The organism is Streptomyces sp. NPDC058674, from assembly GCF_042716505.1.
In the GTDB taxonomy this organism is placed as follows: domain Bacteria; phylum Actinomycetota; class Actinomycetes; order Streptomycetales; family Streptomycetaceae; genus Streptomyces.
Genome location: NZ_JBHXSC010000016.1, coordinates 14,890 through 32,383 on the forward strand (window position 1 = coordinate 14,890; position 17,494 = coordinate 32,383).

Sequence of the window (17,494 nt, forward strand, 5' to 3'; positions counted from 1 at the left end):
CCTGCGCGGCCCTATCGGCAGCGCTGCTCCGGCGGAGCGTCCGCCAGGGTGTTCAGCAGGCCTCCGAGCAGCTCGCGCTGCTCAGCGGTCAGTGGGGCCAGGATCTCCTCCGCGGCCCCCGTCCGCGCGTTGCGCAGGCGGCGCAGCGTGGCGCGGCCGGTGTCGGTCAGTTCGATCCGTATGACCCGCCGGTTCGCCGGGTCGGGGGCGCGGCGCACGCACCCGGCGGCCTCCAGGCCGTCCACCAGCGTGGTGACGGCCCGGGGGACGACCTCCAGGCGGGCGGCGAGGTCCGCCATCCTGGGCGGCTGCGCGCCCTCGTAGTGCGACACCAGGCGCAGCAGGCGGCCCTGGGCCGGGGTGATCCCGAGCGGCTCCATGTGGTGCTTCTGTATGCGGTGGAGCCGACGGGTCAGGCGCAGCAGCTGCTCGGCGAGAACGCCGTCTGTGGTGTCGCTCTCGGAAGGTGTCCTCATACTGGGAACAGTATCAGGACCGGATTCATTGTGAGTATAGGTAACAATGAGCTATGCTCATTCGAGTCTCGTCAGAAGGAGGCCCATGCGCCCCGAGGAACCGAAGTGGACCCCATCGAAAGAATCCCTCGACCCCGACCGCCCCGCCCCGGCCGAGCAGCCGCGTGAGCTGCGGCGGATCGTCTCGCTCTTCCGGCCCTACCGCGGCCGGCTCGCCGTCGTCGGCCTGCTGGTGGGCGCCTCCTCGCTGGTCGGCGTCGCCTCGCCGTTCCTGCTGAAGGCGATCCTCGACGTCGCGATCCCGCAGGGGCGCACCGGTCTGCTCAGCCTGCTCGCGCTCGGCATGATCCTGACCGCCGTCGTCACGAGCGTCTTCGGCGTGCTCCAGACCTACATATCCACCACCGTCGGCCAACGCGTCATGCACGACCTGCGCACCGCCGTCTACGCCCAGCTCCAGCGGATGCCGCTGGCCTTCTTCACCCGGACCCGCACCGGCGAGGTGCAGTCCCGCATCGCCAACGACATCGGCGGCATGCAGGCCACCGTCACCTCGACCGCGACCTCGCTCGTCTCCAACCTCACCGCCGTCATCGCCTCCATCGTGGCCATGCTCGCGCTCGACTGGCGCCTCACGGTCGTCTCGCTGCTGCTGCTCCCGGTCTTCGTGTGGATCAGCCGCCGGGTCGGCACCGAGCGCAAGAAGATCACGCTGCAGCGCCAGAAGCAGATGGCGGCGATGGCCGCGACCGTCACCGAGTCGCTGTCGGTCAGCGGCATCCTGCTCGGCCGCACGATGGGCCGCTCCGACTCCCTCACCGACTCCTTCTCCCGGGAGTCCGAGAAGCTCGTGGGTCTCGAAGTGCGCTCCAGCATGGCCGGACGCTGGCGGATGTCGACCATCGGGATCGTCATGGCCGCCATGCCCGCCCTCATCTACTGGGCCGCGGGCATCGCGCTCCAGACGGGTGCGCCCTCGCTCTCCGTCGGCACCCTGGTCGCCTTCGTCACGCTCCAGCAGGGCCTGTTCCGGCCCGCCGTGAGCCTGCTGTCCACGGGCGTGCAGATCCAGACCTCCCTCGCCCTCTTCGCCCGCATCTTCGAGTACCTCGACCTGCCGGTGGACATCACCGAGCGCGAGGACGCGGTGCGGCTGGACCGGGCCGCGGGAGAGGTCCGTCTGGAGGGCGTGGACTTCGCGTACGACGCCAAGAACGGTCCGACCCTCCAGGGAATCGACATCACCGTGCCGGCCGGCGGCTCCCTCGCCGTGGTCGGTGCCACCGGCTCCGGGAAGAGCACGCTGAGCTATCTGGTGCCGAGGCTCTACGACGTGACCGGCGGCCGGGTCGCCATCGACGGGGTGGACGTGCGCGACCTCGACTTCGACTCGCTGGCCCGTTCCATAGGCGTGGTCTCCCAGGAGACCTACCTCTTCCACGCCTCGGTCGCCGACAACCTGCGCTTCGCCAAGCCGGACGCCACCGATGAGGAGATCATCGAGGCGGCCCGCGCGGCCCAGATACACGACCACATCGCCTCCCTGCCCGACGGGTACGACACTCTGGTCGGCGAGCGCGGATACCGGTTCTCGGGCGGCGAGAAGCAGCGCCTCGCCATCGCCCGCACCATCCTGCGCGACCCTCCGGTGCTGATCCTCGACGAGGCCACCAGCGCCCTCGACACCCGCACCGAGCACGCCGTGCAGCAGGCCATCGACCACCTGAGTGCGGGGCGCACCACCATCACCATCGCGCACCGCCTCTCGACCGTCCGCGACGCCGACCAGATCGTGGTCCTGGACGCGGGCCGGATAGCCGAGCGGGGGACGCACGAGGAGCTGCTGAAGGCGGAAGGACGGTACGCCGACCTGGTCCGCCGGGACCGGGACGCCGCGCTGGCGCCCGAGTCGACCCGAGAGGTGCGCGCGGCTGCGCAGGGAGTCCAACTGTCCCCGGTGAAGGTGTGACCGTACGGTCGGCGCCCGTGCCGGGTGCCTGCACGGTGTGTGCGTGCAGGCTGCCCTCCTCGCGCGCACGGTGCAGACCGCGAACCGGCGGTTCGCCACCCGGACGGCGACGGCGGACGGCAGCAAGGCGGACCGGCAGCGGCTCCTTCTTGTCTGACCGCCTGACCGCCTGACCGCCTGACCGCCCTGCCGCGGGTCTCCGGCGGTCACCGGCGGTCACCGGCCCTCCCCGTCGGACGCGCTACAGCGCGGTGGTCGCCGCCGCGGCGCGGTTCAGGAGGCGGCGGAGCTCGCGGACCGCGGCGCCGCCCGCGCGGTTGGCCCCGATCGTGGACGCCGACGGGCCGTACCCCACCAGGTGGATCCGCTCGTCCCGGACGGCCCTGGTCCCCTCCACCCGGATGCCGCCCCCCGGCTCGCGCAGATGCAGCGGGGCCAGGTGCTCCACGGCCGCGCGGAAACCGGTGGCCCACAGGATCACGTCCGCCCCGACCCGGCCGCCGTCGGCCCAGACGGCGCCGTCGGGGGTGATGCGGTCGAACAGCGCTCTGCGGTCCAGCACCCCCGAGGCGAGCCCGGCGCGGACCGCGTCGTTCAGCGGGAGCCCGGTCACGCTGACGACGCTCTGCGGAGGCAGGCCCCGGCGCACTCGCTCGTCCACCAGGGCCACCGCGGCCCGGCCCTCGGCCTCGCCGAAGCCTCCGTCGTGGAAGACCGGCGGCCGTCGAGTCACCCAGACGGTCCTCTCCGCCACCTCTGACATCTCCAGCAGGTGCTGTACCGCGGAGGTGCCGCCGCCGACCACGATCACCCGCGCCCCGGCGAACTCCTGCGGCCCCGGATAGTTCGCGGTGTGCAGCTGGCGCCCGCGGAAGGTCTCCTGGCCGGGGTAGCGGGGCCAGAAGGGCCGGTCCCAGGTGCCGGTGGCGTTGACCAGGGCCCGGGCCGACCAGGTACCGGCGGAGGTCTCCACCCGGAGCCGGCCGTCCCCCGCGTCGCGCACCGCGGAGACGTCCACGGGACGGCGTACGCGCAGGCCGAAGTGGTCCTCGTACGCGGCGAAGTACTCCCCGACCACCTCGGACGAGGGCCGCAGCGGGTCCGCCCCGGTCAGTTCCATGCCGGGCAGGGCGTGCATCCCGTGCACCCTGCCGTAGGTGAGCGAGGGCCAGCGGAACTGCCAGGCCCCGCCCGGGCGGGGCGCATGGTCCAGGACCACGTGGTCCACCCCCGCCCGGGTGAGGTGGTACGCGGTGGACAGGCCCGCCTGCCCGGCGCCGATGACCACCACGTCCACGTCCCGTGCGATGTCGTTCACGGTTCTACCAACCGACGGGGGCCCGGGGAACTTCCCGGCTACGGCCGGCCGGGCCGCGAGAGGCCGGCACCGGTCACCCGCCGGGTACGGCAGGCCGGGGCCCCGGCAGGGTCGGCCGCCACCGGGGTACCGCTCAGGCGGAGGCGCTGATCCAGGCCTGCAGCTGCTCCGGGGTCGTGGACGGGTCGGCGACCAGCGTGGCCAGCTCGTCCTCCTTGAAGCTCGCGGTGGTGATGGCCGGGCAGCGGTGGCAGGCGTCGACGCCCGTCTGCTGCCACCACTGGCACCGAGAGCGCAGGTGGCACCGTGGGACCGCGCGGTCCTCCGCCGCGGGCGGCAGCGTCAGCACCCGTTCCACCAGGGTGCAGTCGTTGCCCCGGCGGTTGGCGCAGCCGGTGACGCAGTGCGAGGCAAACCGCAGGACGCGGGTCGGCTCGATCCCCTCGGGGACGGCGCCGAGCACCTCGGACGCCGGAACCGGGTCGGCGAGGTAGGTCACCCGGCCGTCGCTCCCCGAACGGACGCCGAGGACGACGGACTCGGGAGACCGGGCGTCGCCGCTCGGACACCAGGTGGCCGGCGCGGCCGCGGACGGATCGGATCCCACGGTGCTCACCCGGCCCGTCAGCCGTCGATCGCGTCGTGCGAGGCGTCCAGCGCCTTGCCGACGGGTCCGCCGATGGTGCCCTGGAGCCCGAGGGCCTGCTCCTGTTCCACGGCCTGCGCGAGGTTCTGGTGCAGCTGCTCCACGGAGGTGATGCGCGCGGAGCTGCTCGGCGCGGCCTCGGTCGCGTTCGCGGCGCCCACCGCCGTGATCGCGATGCCCACCGCGATCACGGCCGCGGCGCCGCCGGCTGCCAGCTTGTTCTTCTTCATGAGGTCTCTCCCGGTGTCGGCGACGGAGGCTCCGCCGCTGTCCTGTACCGGGACGGTATGCCCGGCGCTCCGCCGGAAGAGGCAGTTTCCAGGGGCAGTTGTGGACCCTCCCGGCCTAGGAGCGGGCTGCGCGGAGCGTCGCCGGGACCGGGCCGACCGGTTGCAGGGTGAGGCCGGGGAACACCCCGGCCCGCCGCGCCCCCGTGTCCAGGTGGAACCGCTGCCCCAGCACGGCGAGCACGAGCGCCGCCTCCACCAGGGCGAACCGTGCGCCCAGGCACGCCCGGGGGCCGCCGCCGAAGGGGAACCAGGCGTGTTCCGGCACCGGATGCGGGGCGTCCGCGTCCCACCGCTCGGGGCGGAAGGCCTCCGGGTCGGGGAACCACCGCGCGTCCCGGTGCACCGACCACGGGCTGGCCCACACGGAGGTCCCCGCGGGCACCGCCCGCCCGCCGATGCTCGCGCCCTCCGCGGCCACCGCCGAGATCAGCCAGATCGGCGGGTAGAGCCGCAGGGCCTCCTTGACCACCTGCTGCGTCCAGGTCAGCTTCGGATAGTCCTCGTACCTCGGCAGCCGCCCGCCCAGGACCCGGTCCAGCTCCTCGGCCAGCCGGCCCAGGGCCGCGGGCGCCCCCGACAGCAGTTGCCAGGCCCAGGTCAGCGTGGTGGAGGTCGTCTCGTGGCCGCCTATGTAGAGGGTGATGGACTCGTCCCGCAGTTCTCTGCGGGAGAGCGGGCCGCCCTGTTCGTCGCGGGCGGCGAGCAGTCGGCCCAGCAGGTCGTCCCGCTCCGCCCCGGCCGCCGAGGCCGCCTCGTGCTCTCGTACGACGTGCTCGATCTCCCGGTCCAGGACCGCCACCGCCGCCCGCATCCGGCGCCGACCGGGGGTCCGCACCCACGGCGGCAGGAAGAGCGTGAGCCCCCGGAACTCGGCTCCCAGCTCGCGCTGCGCCGTGGCCATGGCCGCGCTGATGGGAGCCTCCCGGCCCGCTGCGTCACTCCCGAACAGCGTGCGCACCGCGATCCGCTGGGTGAGCCCGGCCATCTCCCGGTGCACGTCGATCCGTTGCCCGTCGCTCCAACCGCGGGCCAGCGCGTCCGCGCACTCCACCATGGTGGCGGCGTACGCGCGCACCTGGCGCGGCCGCACCGCGGGCTGGACCAGCGCCCGTTTGCGGCGCCAGTCGTCCCCGGTGGCGACGACCACTCCGTTGCCCAGTAACTGGCGGAAGGCCCAACCCAGTTCGGTCGGCTTGAAGGAGGATTCGACGGCGCCGAGCAGTTCGCCGGCGTGCTCGGGGCGGGAGACCAGCACATTGCGCCGGGGACCCAGCGCCCACGGCACCCAGTCGCCGTAGTCGTCCCGCAGGGACTCGAAGAAGCCCAGCGGATCGCGGGCGAAGGCGGGGAGATTGCCGAGGAGGGGCCACCGGCGCGGTCCGCGCTCGGCGCCCGGGGGCGGCAGCAGGGTGGCGGTCACCCGGGCATGGTGGCAGCGGACCGCGCCGGGCACCAGGGGAGCGCGCCGGACGGTTCCGCCCCCAGCGCCCGCCCCCAGCGCCCGCCCCCAGCGCCCGGCCCCAGCGCCAGGCCCCAGCGCCCGGCCCCGGTCCCCGCCGCGCCGTCAGCAGGCTCGGCGCCCGGCCCCCTGGCCCAGCCGCGCAGCCGCCCAGCCGCTCAGCCGGTCCGCCGTGCCGTCAGCCAGTCGTGCGCGGCTTCGGCGCTGAACTCGCCCTGCCCGCCCGGGAAGAGGAGCCCGACGTCCGCGAAGGCCGGATCGTGCGCCGTCGCCGCCACGTAGGGCACCGCCACGCAGTCCATGCCCGCCGCACGCGCGGCCAGCGCACCCGGCGCCGCGTCCTCGACGACCACGCAGTCCGTCGGCTCGGAGCCGAGCCGGCGGGCCGCCTCCAGGAACACGTCCGGCGCCGGCTTGCCGTGCGCGACCTCCTCGGCGGAGACCGCGGTGGTCAGCTGCGCGTCCAGGCCGGTGCCGGCCAGCACGGCGTCGATCGCCTCCCGCGAGGACCCGGAGGCCACCGCCATCGGCACGCCGGCGCGGTGCAGGCGCTCCACGAACGCGCGCATCTCGGGGAAGACCTCGGTCCGGGCGCGGGCCAGCGCCAGGTAGGCGGCGTTCTGCTCGGCAAGCAGTTGCTCCACCGGGGCCGCGATCCCGTACCGGGCCTTGAGGATCTCCAGGGTCTCCAGGGTGCCGATGCCGATGAAGCGGGAGTGCTGCTCCCACGTGAAGTCCGGGACGCCGTGCCGTTCCAGGGTGCGGCGCCCGGACTCGTAGTAGTTCGGCTCGCTGTCCACGAGGGTGCCGTCGAGATCGAATATGACGGAGAACATCCGCTGTGCCCGTCCTGCCGGTCGTGTCCTGTCTAGACCATTCTGTCAGGTGGTGCGCGCGGCCCGCCCCACGGACTCGACCAGCGGCAGCAGCCGGTGCGCCACCCGCTCGCGCAGGGCGACCTCGGTACGGGTGCGGACCACCCCGGGGAGCTGGATCAGGCGCTGGATGACGTCTTCCAAGTGCGCGTTGTCGCGGGCCGCGACGCGCGTCAGCAGGTCTCCGCCGCCCGTGATCGAAAAGGCCTCGATGATTTCCGGCACGGCGGCCAGGGCGTCCCCCACGTCGTCCAGGTGGCCCTGCGTGACCTCGATGTGCACGAAGGCGAGCACCGGATGCCCGAGCGCGGCGGGGGAGAGCACGGGACCGGTGCCGGTGATCACCCCGGTCCGCTCCAGGCGTTCCAGCCGGGCCTGCAGGGTGCCGCGCGCGACACCGAGGAGGCGTGCGTACTCGCGCACGCTGGTGCGCGGCTGCTCGATCAGCAGGCGCAGGATCTTGGTGTCGAGCTCGTCCACCGCCATGCGGCGACTGTACCAACGCCCCCCGAGCCCCGGCCGCGCCCGCCGTCCGGACGGCACCGCACCGCACCGCACCGCGACGCCCCCGGGAACGGCGTGCTGCGACCGCGCTGCGACCGTGCTCCGGCCAGTGCCTCCGCTGGACCTTCCCGCGGTACTTCCGGTGGTGCTTCCGGCCGTCCGGTGTGAGTGTCGGTAGCGGCACCGGTCCCGGGCCGGGACACGCGGTTCGCGGGCGCGGGACGGGGGAGCGGCGCATCCGATCGGGCCCGCCCACCGGAAGACACGTACGGGACGACACGGAGCGGAGACAGCCATGACGGGCCTGAACTGCCTGGTCACCGGAGCCACCGGCTACATCGGCGGCCGACTGGTGCCCGAACTGCTCGACGCCGGACACCGGGTCCGCTGCCTGGCGCGGACCCCGGCGAAACTGCGCGACCACCCCTGGGCCGGCCGGGCCGAGGTCGTGGCCGGCGACGCCACCGACGCGGAGTCGGTCGCGGCCGCCCTCCAGGGCATCGACGTGGCGTACTACCTGGTCCACGCCCTCGGCGGCGGTTCCGGCTTCGAGGAGCGCGACCGCGCCGCCGCCCGGATCTTCGCCGAACAGGCCCACGCGGCCGGCGTGCGCCGTGTCGTCTACCTCGGCGGCCTCATCCCCGACGGCATCCCGGCCCGGGAGCTCTCCCCGCACCTGCGCTCCCGCTCCGAGGTCGGCGAGATCCTCCTCGCGGGCGCGGTCCCGGCCACCGTGCTGCGCGCCGCCGTCATCATCGGCTCCGGCTCGGCCTCCTTCGAGATGCTGCGCTACCTCACCGAGCGGCTGCCCGTCATGGTGACCCCGAGCTGGGTCGGCACCCGCTGCCAGCCCATCGCCGTCCGGGACGTCCTGCGCTACCTCGTCGGCAGCGCCACCATGCCGCCCGAGGTCGACCGGGCCTTCGACATCGGCGGCCCGGACGTGCTCACGTACGAGGAGATGATGCGCCGCTACGCGCTGGTGGCGGAGCTGCCCAAACGGCTCATCCTGAGGGTCCCGATGCTGACCCCCCGGCTGTCCAGCCACTGGATCGGCCTGGTCACCCCGGTGCCGCGGGCGCTGGCCCGGCCGCTGGCCGAGTCCCTGCGCCACGAGGTGGTCTGCGCCGAGCACGACATCGCCCGGTACGTCCCCGACCCGCAGGGCGCCCCCATCGGCTTCGACCAGGCCCTCGTGCTGGCCCTGCGGCGGGTGCGGGAGGCCAAGGTGGACACCCGGTGGTCCTCGGCCTCCGTACCGGGCGCCCCGAGCGACCCGCTGCCCACCGACCCGGACTGGGCCGGCGGCAGTCTCTACTCCGACGAGCGGGAACGGGACGTCGACGCCTCGCCCGAGGCGCTGTGGCGGGTGGTGGAGGGCATCGGCGGGGAGAACGGCTGGTACTCCCTCCCGCTGGCCTGGTCCGTACGGGGCTGGCTGGACCGGCTCGCCGGCGGTGTCGGCATCCGCCGCGGGCGGCGCGACGCGGCCCGGCTGCGGGTCGGGGACTCCCTCGACTTCTGGCGGGTGGAGGAGATCGAACCGGGCCGCCTGCTGCGCCTGCGCGCCGAGATGCGGCTGCCGGGCCTGGCCTGGCTGGAGATGTACGCCGAGCCCTGCCGGGCCGCCTCCGACGGGGAGGGCGAACCGGCGCGGGCCCCCGCCGCCGGAGCGGAACCCCACTCGGCAGCCACCCCGGGCGCGGCCGCCCCGACCGGTGCCCCGTCGGCCGCCCCGGCCGGTCCTACGCCCGTCAACGGGGCGCCGGGTCCCGGCACGACCCGGACCCGGTACCGGCAGCGGGCCCTGTTCCACCCCCACGGGCTCCTCGGACACATGTACTGGTGGAGCGTCTCCCCCTTCCACGCCCTCGTCTTCGGCGGCATGGCCCGCAACATCGCCCGCGCGGCCGAACGCCGGGACCGCCCGCAGGACCCCGCCGCATCCGATCGGAATCCCGTCCCCGAAGTACCCGTAGACAGCCGTCCCCCACAGCATTGACGCGGAGCGAGAGCCCATGAACGTCGCGGTGGTCCTGTACACGTCCGACCTTCGCCTGCACGACCATCCGCCGCTGCGCGCGGCCCTCTCCTCCAGCGACCGGATCGTTCCCCTCTTCATCCGCGACCGCGCCGTCGAGGCCGCCCCCGGCTTCGCCTCGCCCAACCGGCAGGCGTTCCTCGCCGACTGCCTGGCCGACCTCGACTCCGGCCTGCGCGAACGCGGCGGCCGCCTGGTCGTGCGCTCCGGCGACGTCGTCGCCGAGACGGCCGCCCTCGTCCGGGAGACCGACGCCGACGAGGTCCACATGTCCGCCGGCGTCAGCGCCTACGCCCACGCCCGCGAGGAACGCCTGCGCGCCGCCCTCGAAGCCGAGGGGCGCCGGCTGTACGTGCACGACATGGTGGTCAACGCCGTCGCCCCCGGAGCCGTCACCCCCGCCGGGTCCGACCACTTCGCCGTCTTCACCCCTTACTCCCGCCGCTGGGCCGACACGCCGCTGCGGCCCGTCGGCAGCGCCCCGCGCGACGTCCGCGTCCCCGACGGCGTCGGCTCCGAGCCGCTCCCCGCGCGCAGCGCCGTCACCGGCGCCTCACCGGGCCTCGCCCGCGGCGGCGAGACCGAGGCCCGCAGGCTCCTGAGCACCTGGCTGCGCTCCGGCATCGCGCGCTACGAGGACGTCCACGACGACCTGGCCGGCGACGCCACCTCCCGGCTCTCCCCGCACCTGCACTTCGGCTCCCTCTCGCCCACCGAGGCCGTGCACCGCGCCCGCGCCGCCGGGGGCCCCGGCGCCGAGGCCTTCGTCCGGCAGCTGTGCTGGCGCGACTTCCACCACCAGGTGCTGGCCGCCCGGCCCCGGGCGGCCCACCAGGACTACCGGACCCGCCAGGACCACTGGCGCACCGGCCCCGCCGCCGAGGAGGAGACCGAGGCGTGGAAGGAGGGCCGCACCGGCTACCCCGTGGTCGACGCCGCGATGCGCCAGCTGCGCCACGAGGGCTGGATGCACAACCGCGGCCGGCTGGTCGCCGCGAGCTTCCTGGCGAAGACCCTGTACGTGGACTGGCGGGTCGGAGCCCGCCACTTCCTGGAGCTCCTCGTGGACGGGGACCTCGCCAACAACCAGCTCAACTGGCAGTGGGTGGCCGGCACCGGTACGGACACCCGGCCCAACCGCGTCCTCAACCCGGTCCGCCAAGGCCAGCGCTACGACCCCGACGGCGCGTACGTGCACCGCTGGGTGCCGGAGCTCGCCGGGCTCGCCGCCCCGCGCGTCCACGAGCCCTGGCGGCTCCAGGGCGCGGAGCGGGCGCGGTACGACTACCCGGAGCCGCTGGTGGAGCTCTCCGACGGCCTCGACCGCTTCCGGCAGGGACGGGGTAACGCGTGAGCACACCCCGTCCGGCGCCGGACGTATCGTGAGCGGGTGCGCACCGTGCCGCCGACCACACCGCCGCAGGACCTCCCCGACGCCCCGCTGAGCACCGGAGCCGTCGCCCGGCGCCTGGGGGTCTCGCCCACCACCCTGCGCTCCTGGGAGCGCCGGTACGCCATCGGCCCGGCCCGCCGCGAGGACGGACGCCACCGCCGCTGGACCCCGCAGGACATCGCCCGCCTGGAACTGATGTGCCGGCTCACCGCGCAGGGCGTACCGCCGGCCGAGGCCGCCCGCGCCGCCCGGGACGCGGCCCGGGACACCCGGGTTGCCTTCCCCGCGGCCCCGGTCGGGGGATCGGAGCCGGCCCGGGCCCCCGGCGGACCCAACTCCCTTCCCCTGGGCGAGGTCCGCCCGGAGTGCCGGGGGCTCGCGCGGGCCGCCGTACGACTGGACGCGCCCGCCGTGGAGGAACTGCTGGACGCCGCCCTCGCGGAGCACGGCCTCGTCACCGCGTGGGAGGAGGTCATCGCGCCCACCCTGCACGCGGTGGGCCGCAAGTGGGCCTCGGCCGGGGAGCGTTACGTGGAGGTGGAGCACCTGCTGTCCTGGTACGTCTCCTCGGCCCTGCGCCGGGTCCGGACCGCGCCGGGCCGGCCGGGCGTCCCGCCGGTGCTGCTGGCCTGCGTCCCCGGCGAGCAGCACAGCCTGCCGATGGAGGCGCTGGCCGCGGCACTCGGCGAACGCGGCCTGTCCGTCCGGATGTTCGGCGCGGCACTGCCCGCGGAGGCGCTGCACGACGCCGTCCGGCGCACCGGCCCGCGGGCCGTGGTGCTGTGGTCCCAGTCCCGGGTGACGGCCGACCGTGCCCTGGTGCGGTCGGTGGCCGCCATCGAGTGGGGGCTGCGCGGCGCCCGCGGGCACTCCGCCCTGCTGCTCGCAGGTCCCGGCTGGGCGTCGGGGGTCCAGGACCCGCGCACCGAGCGGTTGTTCGGGCTGCGCTCGGGCGTCGACGTCATCGTTGCGCTGGCAGCGGGCGCGCCTCCAGCGACTGGCGCAGCCCGTGCAGCGCCCGCCGCATATGGCTCTTGACGGTGCCCAGGGGCAGACCGGTGCGGGCCGCGATCTGGGTCTGGGTGAGGTCCCCGTAGAAGGCCAGGTGCAGGACCCGCTGCTGCGCCGAGGGCAGGCGCGACAGTTCCCCCAGGACCGTGACCCGGTCCACGACCCGCTCCGGCTCCGGTTCCGGCCAGGCGTGCCCGCCGGGGCGCGGGACGAGGGCGGGGAAGGCGCGGGCCGCCGCCGCGGCCGCCCGTGCCCGCCGGGTCCGCGCCTCCAGGGCGTCCGCCACCTTGTGCCGGGTGATGCCGGTGAGCCAGGCGCCCAGGCCGCCGGGCCCCGGCCGGTAGCCGTTCCGGCCGCGCCAGGCGGCCAGGAAGACCTGCTGGGTGACGTCCTCCGCCTCCCGCTCGTCGCCCAGCGACCGCCGGGCCAGGGAGTGCACCAGGGGCCGCCAGCGCCGGTAGACCGCCTCCATGCAGCCCTCGTCACCCGCCGTGAAACCGGCCGTGACGCGTTCCTCACGCTCCTCGTCGTCCATGGCCCGAGCCTCGCCAGCGCGACCCGCGGGGCCAACTCGCAGCGTTTTCGCATCGATTTTCCGGGACGCCCGGGGAGCCCGGTTCCGGGGCCTCATCCGGCCCGCGCGTGGTTCCATGGCGCCCGAGAGTGACAGGTCCCCGCGGCCGGGGGGCGCCGACATGCCGGACGGTCGGCAGGGCATAGGGTCCGGAGGATGAGCGACCTGCTGCTGGTGAGGCACGGTGAGACCGAGTGGAGCGCCAACGGGCGGCACACGGGGCGCACCGACGTACCGTTGACCGCACGCGGGGTCGAGGAGGCCGTCTCGCTCGCCCCGTACTTCCAGGACCGGCGCCCGGCGCTCGTGCTGACCAGCCCGCTGCGGCGGGCCGTGGCCACCGCGCAGCTCGCCGGCCTCACCGGCGGCGTGACCGATCCCGACCTGTACGAGTGGGACTACGGCGGCTACGAGGGGGTCACCACCGCCGAGATCCGCCGGACGGCACCCGACTGGTCCCTGTGGACCGACGGCGTCCCGGCCGGCGACGCCGCGCATCCGGGCGAGAGCGCCGCCCAGGTGGGCGAGCGGGCGGACCGGGTCCTGGACCGGATCGCCCCGGTGCTCCGCGCGGACGCGGGGGATGCCGTGCTGGTGGCCCACGGCCACTTCCTGCGCGTCCTCACGGCCCGCTACCTGCGCCTCGCACCGGAGGAGGGCCGGTTGTTCCTGCTGCGCACCGGCACCGTCAGCATGCTCTCCACGGAACACGGCCTGCCCGTGATCGCCGGCTGGAACACCCGCCCCTGACCCCGCCGGCCGTCCCGCCTCGCGCGCGGGCGGAGCCGGGGCGACGATGCGTACATGGCCCACGACGACGGTGCGGGCAGTGGTGGCGGACCGGAGACCGGAATCCCTGAAGCGGGGCTGAAGGCCAACGCGATCGGGTTCCTCGACGCGCTCGTCATCGGCCTGAACTCCACATCGCCCGCGTACTCGCTGGCCGCCGTGATCGGCCCGATCGTGGCGCTGGCCGGGATCTACGCCCCCGGCGTGATGCTGGCCTCCTTCGTGCCGATGCTGCTGATCGCCGCGGCCTTCTACTACCTCAACAAGGTCGACCAGGACTGCGGGACGACCTTCTCCTGGGTCACCCGGGCCATGGGGCCCTGGGCGGGCTGGCTCGGCGGCTGGGCGATCGCCATGACCGGTGTGCTCGTCATCGGCTCGCTCGCCGACGTGGCCGTCCACTTCGGCCTGCTCGCCGCGGGTCTCGACGGCTGGGCCACCGACGCGCTGATCCGCCAGACCCTCGCCGTGCTGGTGATCCTCGCCATGACCGCCGTCTGCGTCATCGGCACCGAGATGTCCGCCAAGCTGCAGAACGTCCTGATCCTCGCCCAGGTCTTCTTCCTGCTGGTCTTCGCCGTGGTGGCCCTCTACCGCGTCTACGCGGGCACCGGCACCCTCGACGCGATCAAGCCCTCGGCGGCCTGGCTCAACCCCTTCGGGGCCGGCGGCGCCGCCCTCACCGGCGGTCTGCTGCTCGGCGTGTTCATCTACTGGGGCTGGGAGTCGGCGGTCAACCTCACCGAGGAGGTCGAGGACTCGGCCACGGCACCGGGCAAGGCCGGCATCTGGTCGACCGTGGTGCTGCTGGTGACCTACCTCTCGGTGGGCTTCGCCGTCGTCGCCTACGCCGGTACGGCCTTCCTCGCCGAGAACGCGGGGGAGGAGGAGGCCGTCTTCGCGGTCCTCGCCCACGAGGTCATGGGCGGCTGGGACTGGGTGGTCCTCCTCGCCGTCTGCACCTCCGCGCTGGCCTCCACGCAGACCACGATCATCCCGGCGTCCCGGACCGCCCTGTCCATGGCCCGGCGCCACGCCCTGCCCCCGCCGCTCGCACACATCCACCCGCGGTTCCGCACGCCCGACGTGAGCACGTGGTGGGTGGCCGGCATCGCGATCGGCTGGTACCTCGTGGTCAACCAGATCAGCGAGAACGCGCTGCTGGACTCGCTGACCGCGCTCTCCCTGCTCATCGCGTTCTACTACGCGCTCACCGGGCTGGCCTGTGCGATCTACTACCGCCGCCACCTCCTGGAGAACCTGCACAACTTCGTGCTCATCGGCGCCGGACCGCTGCTCGGGGCCGGGCTGCTGGCCTGGCTGCTGGTGGAGTCGGTCGCCGACATGTCCGACCCGGAGAACTCCGCGAGCGGGGTCTCCTGGTTCGGGCTGGGGCCGCCGCTGGTCATCGGCATCGCCATCGCCGTCGTGGGCGTGCTCGTCATGTGCTTCTGGCGGCTGCGCGACGGCAGGTTCTGGCAGGAGCGGCGCGGCGTGGCCGACCCGGACCTCGTACACGGCACGCGCGAACCAACCTGAGGAGGCCCGATGTCCGTCGTCCTGGGGTACGACGAATCGCCCGGCGCAGAGCGGGCCCTGCACGTGGCGCTGGAGGTGGCGGCGGCCTTCGGCGAGCCCCTGGTCCTCGTCTACGGAGCCGCTGCCCCGGGCCCCGGCGGCGAGGAGTACCGGGCCCACCGCGAAGCCGTCCGGCAGGCGGGCCGCAGCGCCCTGTCCCACGCGGTGGAGGCCGCCGACGAGGCCGGCGTGCCCTCGACGGTCGAGGTGGTCGACGACAAGCCCGCCCAGGCGCTGCTCGCGGCCGCCGAGCGCCACCGTGCGCGGGTCATCATCGTCGGCAGCTGGGGTGACAGCCCCATCCGCGGCGCCCTGCTCGGGTCCACGCCGCACAAGCTGCTGCACCTGTCACCGGTGCCCGTCCTGTGCGTGCCGACCGAGGCCGCCCCGCCCGGCTGACCTCCGAGCGGCCGACCCGTTCGAACAGGAACGCCCGCGCGGAAAGGGCCACGGCGCCTTCCGTCGTGGATATCGCGAAGTGCGCGGGACCGGCCTCGCGGCGCCGCATGCGGGCGGTCGGCATACACGGTGGGCCGACGGAATTGCCGCGCCCGCGCATTCACGCGAAATCCGCGTCCCGGACGGCGCTCGACCCTGCGGAAAGGACCGGGGCGTCGCCCGTGTCGGAAAACGCCTCCCGCGTGACCGGTGTGGACGGAGTCGAATGCGGGTCCGTGCCACACCTGCCCGGCGCGACGGAAGCGCTGCCCGCCGAGGCCACCGGTCGCCCCGGGCGGAACCCGGGAGCGCGGCGGGGCCGGTGGCCCGTCTCCGCGGTGTCCTGCGGGGGACCGCCGCCGGCCGCTCCGCGGCCGGGGTCCGCCGGCCCTTCCACCCGCCGGACGGGGGTGTTCTCCACGACCGCCCAGCCGGTACCGCCCCCGGGGGCGGCCACTTCGACCAGCCGGTGGTCGAGGTGTCCCGTGATCATGACCGCCATGAGGGACAGGTACTCGCGCTGCAGCTCGGGGGCGAGCAGGCCCTCCGCGGCCACCGGGAGCACGGCCCGGGAGCCTTTCCCGAGGCCTTCTCCGAGCAGGGCGCACGTGGTGTGGACGGCGCGGACCACCGCCTCGAAGTGCTCCCCCTCCAGGCGCCCCCGCAGGACCTCCAGGTAGCTCCCCAGGACATCGGCCTCCCGGCCGTCATCCGGGTCCTCCGGACGGCGCTCGACCATGCCCCACCCCTCCCGGACGGCCCGGTCCATGCGGTCGGCGCCCCCGCGCGGCAGCCCGACCATGCCGCGCGCATATTCCGAATGGATACACGTTCGGTATTTTCAGGATGAATTCAGTATCTTCTCTCATCCTACATTGACAGTGCGCTGCGCTCTGAGGGTTAATTACTTACACGGGTGGCCTGATGTGGTCGTCCGTCGGCGGGATCTGGTCGCTCCGCGACCGCTTCGCTCCGGCGGCCGCAGCGCGCCGCCACGGTGGTGCTGCGTCGGAGGGGTGGTTGCGGGTCGCGGCGGTCGCGATGTCATATTGAGCGGTTATTGGTGAATCAGGCTCTTTTTCTTGGGGGATCAATGACCCAGCTCAACTCTTTCTCCGTTCCCGATTTCCACCTCCCCTTCGGGAACTCCAAGCATCCGCTGGCCGCCCGGGCCAATGCGGAGGCCACCCAGTGGGTGGTACGCCACGAGCTCGTCACCGAGGCCGTGGAGCAGTTCTCCGGCATCGGCTGCGGCCATCTCGCGGGCCGGGTGAGCGGTGACGTGCCGTACGAGCGCATCGTGCTGCTCGCCGAGTGGATGGCCTGGTCGTTCGTCCTGGACGACCAGCACGACCACCTCATCAGGACGGGCGAGGTCGCCGCGTGGCGGCCCGTCACCGCCGCGATCACCGAGCACCTGGAGACGGGGCGGACCGGCAGCCCGCAATCGCGCCGGAATCCGCTGGTCAACGGATTCATCGAGCTGTGCGACCGCATCACGGCCGGGATGTCCGCGGGGACCGCGGCCCGCTACCGGGCCCATGTCGCGCTCATGCTGCACTCCTTGGACCAGGAGGCGGGCAACCGCGGCGCTGGCGGACGCCCGGACGTCGAGGACTACGTCCTGATGCGGCGCCACAGCTCCCAGTTGCTGCCGATGATGGACATGGTGGAGGCCGGACTGGGCGTCGACCTCCCGCAGGAGGTCCGCGACCTCCCCGATTTCCGTGAACTCATCGCGAGCGCGCTGGACGTGATCTCCTGGGGGAACGACGTGTTCTCCCTGCCGAAGGAGCTGTCCTGCGGGGACAACAACAACCTCGTCTCGCTCATCTCCTCCTGGGAGGGGTGCTCGCTCTCCGACGCGGTCCGCTCGGTCGAGGGCCGCATCCAGGCCCGCATAGAGGAGTACCTGGCCGCGGAGCGGCGGCTGTTCCGGACCCTGGACGCCGATCCGGTGGCGGATCCGGCCCTGCGTGCAGCGGTCTCCCGATGCGTGCGGAGTTACGAAGACTGGATGATCGGCGCGGATCTGTGGCAGCGTTACGAGTGCACGCGGTACAGCGACGAACGGTTCGCTGCCGGGCTGGAGTCTGCCTACACCCGCCCGGATCTGGTCTCGGTGGCATGACG

The 17,494-nt window shown here is 74.0% G+C and carries 17 protein-coding genes; 8 read left to right on the plus strand and 9 right to left on the minus strand.

Going from position 1 to position 17,494, the window contains the following annotated elements:
• Nucleotides 1-11: 11 nt before the first annotated feature.
• Nucleotides 12-476 (minus strand): MarR family winged helix-turn-helix transcriptional regulator, encoded by a 465-nt coding sequence (locus ACFWU6_RS11185; RefSeq protein ID WP_383801151.1) that lies wholly within the window; start codon nt 474-476, stop codon nt 12-14.
• An 85-nt stretch (nt 477-561) separates the two neighbouring features.
• Between ACFWU6_RS11185 and ACFWU6_RS11190 the strand changes: the two genes are divergently transcribed.
• A complete protein-coding gene (locus ACFWU6_RS11190; RefSeq protein WP_383980513.1) occupies nt 562-2,445 on the plus strand; it encodes an ABC transporter ATP-binding protein in 1,884 nt (627 codons plus the stop codon).
• Between the two features lie 241 nt (nt 2,446-2,686).
• Here ACFWU6_RS11190 and ACFWU6_RS11195 read toward each other — a convergent pair whose 3' ends face one another.
• From ACFWU6_RS11195 to ACFWU6_RS11220, 6 genes are all read right to left on the minus strand, one after another.
• The gene (locus ACFWU6_RS11195; RefSeq protein ID WP_383980515.1) at nt 2,687-3,763 is read right to left on the minus strand and encodes an FAD-dependent oxidoreductase; all 1,077 of its coding nucleotides are present in this window, start codon (nt 3,761-3,763) and stop codon (nt 2,687-2,689) included.
• Between the two features lie 133 nt (nt 3,764-3,896).
• Nucleotides 3,897-4,370 (minus strand): hypothetical protein, encoded by a 474-nt coding sequence (locus tag ACFWU6_RS11200; RefSeq protein ID WP_383801159.1) that lies wholly within the window; start codon nt 4,368-4,370, stop codon nt 3,897-3,899.
• 17 nt (nt 4,371-4,387) lie between these two features.
• Nucleotides 4,388-4,639, minus strand: coding sequence for a hypothetical protein (locus tag ACFWU6_RS11205; protein WP_383801161.1), 252 nt, complete (start codon nt 4,637-4,639; stop codon nt 4,388-4,390).
• A 115-nt stretch (nt 4,640-4,754) separates the two neighbouring features.
• Entirely contained in the window at nt 4,755-6,119 is a 1,365-nt protein-coding gene (locus ACFWU6_RS11210; RefSeq protein ID WP_383980518.1) for a cytochrome P450, read from the minus strand.
• Between the two features lie 197 nt (nt 6,120-6,316).
• Nucleotides 6,317-6,994, minus strand: a complete 678-nt coding sequence (locus ACFWU6_RS11215; protein ID WP_383801166.1) for an HAD family hydrolase — start codon at nt 6,992-6,994, stop codon at nt 6,317-6,319.
• A gap of 45 nt (nt 6,995-7,039) precedes the next feature.
• Nucleotides 7,040-7,519: an Lrp/AsnC family transcriptional regulator gene (locus tag ACFWU6_RS11220; RefSeq protein ID WP_383801169.1), complete on the minus strand. Its 480-nt coding sequence runs from the start codon at nt 7,517-7,519 to the stop codon at nt 7,040-7,042.
• Between the two features lie 313 nt (nt 7,520-7,832).
• Here ACFWU6_RS11220 and ACFWU6_RS11225 point away from each other — a divergent pair, with 313 nt between their 5' ends.
• The 3 genes from ACFWU6_RS11225 to ACFWU6_RS11235 are packed head-to-tail and all read left to right on the plus strand — an operon-like array spanning nt 7,833 to nt 12,009.
• Nucleotides 7,833-9,539, plus strand: coding sequence for an SDR family oxidoreductase (locus ACFWU6_RS11225; RefSeq protein WP_383801172.1), 1,707 nt, complete (start codon nt 7,833-7,835; stop codon nt 9,537-9,539).
• Nucleotides 9,540-9,555: 16 nt separating this feature from the next.
• Complete coding sequence (locus ACFWU6_RS11230; RefSeq protein ID WP_383801175.1) at nt 9,556-10,932, plus strand: cryptochrome/photolyase family protein; 1,377 nt, start codon at nt 9,556-9,558, stop codon at nt 10,930-10,932.
• Nucleotides 10,933-10,968: 36 nt separating this feature from the next.
• On the plus strand, nt 10,969-12,009 hold the full coding sequence (locus ACFWU6_RS11235; protein ID WP_383980520.1) for a MerR family transcriptional regulator: 1,041 nt from the start codon (nt 10,969-10,971) through the stop codon (nt 12,007-12,009).
• Here ACFWU6_RS11235 and ACFWU6_RS11240 read toward each other — a convergent pair.
• Nucleotides 11,933-12,517 carry an RNA polymerase sigma factor gene (locus ACFWU6_RS11240; RefSeq protein ID WP_383801181.1) on the minus strand — a complete coding sequence of 195 codons (585 nt, stop codon included), beginning with the start codon at nt 12,515-12,517 and terminating at the stop codon, nt 11,933-11,935. The genes ACFWU6_RS11235 and ACFWU6_RS11240 overlap by 77 nt on opposite strands.
• A gap of 195 nt (nt 12,518-12,712) precedes the next feature.
• On the opposite strand from ACFWU6_RS11240, the gene ACFWU6_RS11245 reads away from it, so the two are divergent.
• Genes ACFWU6_RS11245 through ACFWU6_RS11255 form a run of 3 tightly spaced genes read left to right on the plus strand, consistent with a single transcriptional unit; the run spans nt 12,713 to nt 15,322 of the window.
• On the plus strand, nt 12,713-13,306 hold the full coding sequence (locus tag ACFWU6_RS11245) for a histidine phosphatase family protein (protein WP_383801184.1): 594 nt from the start codon (nt 12,713-12,715) through the stop codon (nt 13,304-13,306).
• 54 nt (nt 13,307-13,360) lie between these two features.
• Nucleotides 13,361-14,884, plus strand: coding sequence for an APC family permease (locus ACFWU6_RS11250; RefSeq protein WP_383801187.1), 1,524 nt, complete (start codon nt 13,361-13,363; stop codon nt 14,882-14,884).
• Between the two features lie 9 nt (nt 14,885-14,893).
• Nucleotides 14,894-15,322, plus strand: coding sequence for a universal stress protein (locus ACFWU6_RS11255; RefSeq protein WP_383801190.1), 429 nt, complete (start codon nt 14,894-14,896; stop codon nt 15,320-15,322).
• Between the two features lie 160 nt (nt 15,323-15,482).
• On the opposite strand, the gene ACFWU6_RS11260 is transcribed toward ACFWU6_RS11255, so the two are convergent.
• A complete protein-coding gene (locus ACFWU6_RS11260) occupies nt 15,483-16,163 on the minus strand; it encodes a hypothetical protein (RefSeq protein ID WP_383980522.1) in 681 nt (226 codons plus the stop codon).
• 291 nt (nt 16,164-16,454) lie between these two features.
• Here ACFWU6_RS11260 and ACFWU6_RS11265 point away from each other — a divergent pair, with 291 nt between their 5' ends.
• On the plus strand, nt 16,455-17,492 hold the full coding sequence (locus ACFWU6_RS11265; protein WP_383801192.1) for a lyase: 1,038 nt from the start codon (nt 16,455-16,457) through the stop codon (nt 17,490-17,492).
• Nucleotides 17,493-17,494: the final 2 nt, after the last annotated feature.

Coding starts and splice junctions, on each gene's coding strand:
- ACFWU6_RS11185 (WP_383801151.1), bottom strand. CDS start 476: ATGAGGACACCTTCCGAGAGCGACACCACAGACGGCGTTCTCGCCGAG.
- ACFWU6_RS11190 (WP_383980513.1), top strand. CDS start 562: ATGCGCCCCGAGGAACCGAAGTGGACCCCATCGAAAGAATCCCTCGAC.
- ACFWU6_RS11205 (WP_383801161.1), bottom strand. CDS start 4,639: ATGAAGAAGAACAAGCTGGCAGCCGGCGGCGCCGCGGCCGTGATCGCG.
- ACFWU6_RS11215 (WP_383801166.1), bottom strand. CDS start 6,994: ATGTTCTCCGTCATATTCGATCTCGACGGCACCCTCGTGGACAGCGAG.
- ACFWU6_RS11220 (WP_383801169.1), bottom strand. CDS start 7,519: ATGGCGGTGGACGAGCTCGACACCAAGATCCTGCGCCTGCTGATCGAG.
- ACFWU6_RS11225 (WP_383801172.1), top strand. CDS start 7,833: ATGACGGGCCTGAACTGCCTGGTCACCGGAGCCACCGGCTACATCGGC.
- ACFWU6_RS11230 (WP_383801175.1), top strand. CDS start 9,556: ATGAACGTCGCGGTGGTCCTGTACACGTCCGACCTTCGCCTGCACGAC.
- ACFWU6_RS11240 (WP_383801181.1), bottom strand. CDS start 12,517: ATGGACGACGAGGAGCGTGAGGAACGCGTCACGGCCGGTTTCACGGCG.
- ACFWU6_RS11245 (WP_383801184.1), top strand. CDS start 12,713: ATGAGCGACCTGCTGCTGGTGAGGCACGGTGAGACCGAGTGGAGCGCC.
- ACFWU6_RS11250 (WP_383801187.1), top strand. CDS start 13,361: ATGGCCCACGACGACGGTGCGGGCAGTGGTGGCGGACCGGAGACCGGA.
- ACFWU6_RS11255 (WP_383801190.1), top strand. CDS start 14,894: ATGTCCGTCGTCCTGGGGTACGACGAATCGCCCGGCGCAGAGCGGGCC.
- ACFWU6_RS11260 (WP_383980522.1), bottom strand. CDS start 16,163: ATGGTCGGGCTGCCGCGCGGGGGCGCCGACCGCATGGACCGGGCCGTC.
- ACFWU6_RS11265 (WP_383801192.1), top strand. CDS start 16,455: ATGACCCAGCTCAACTCTTTCTCCGTTCCCGATTTCCACCTCCCCTTC.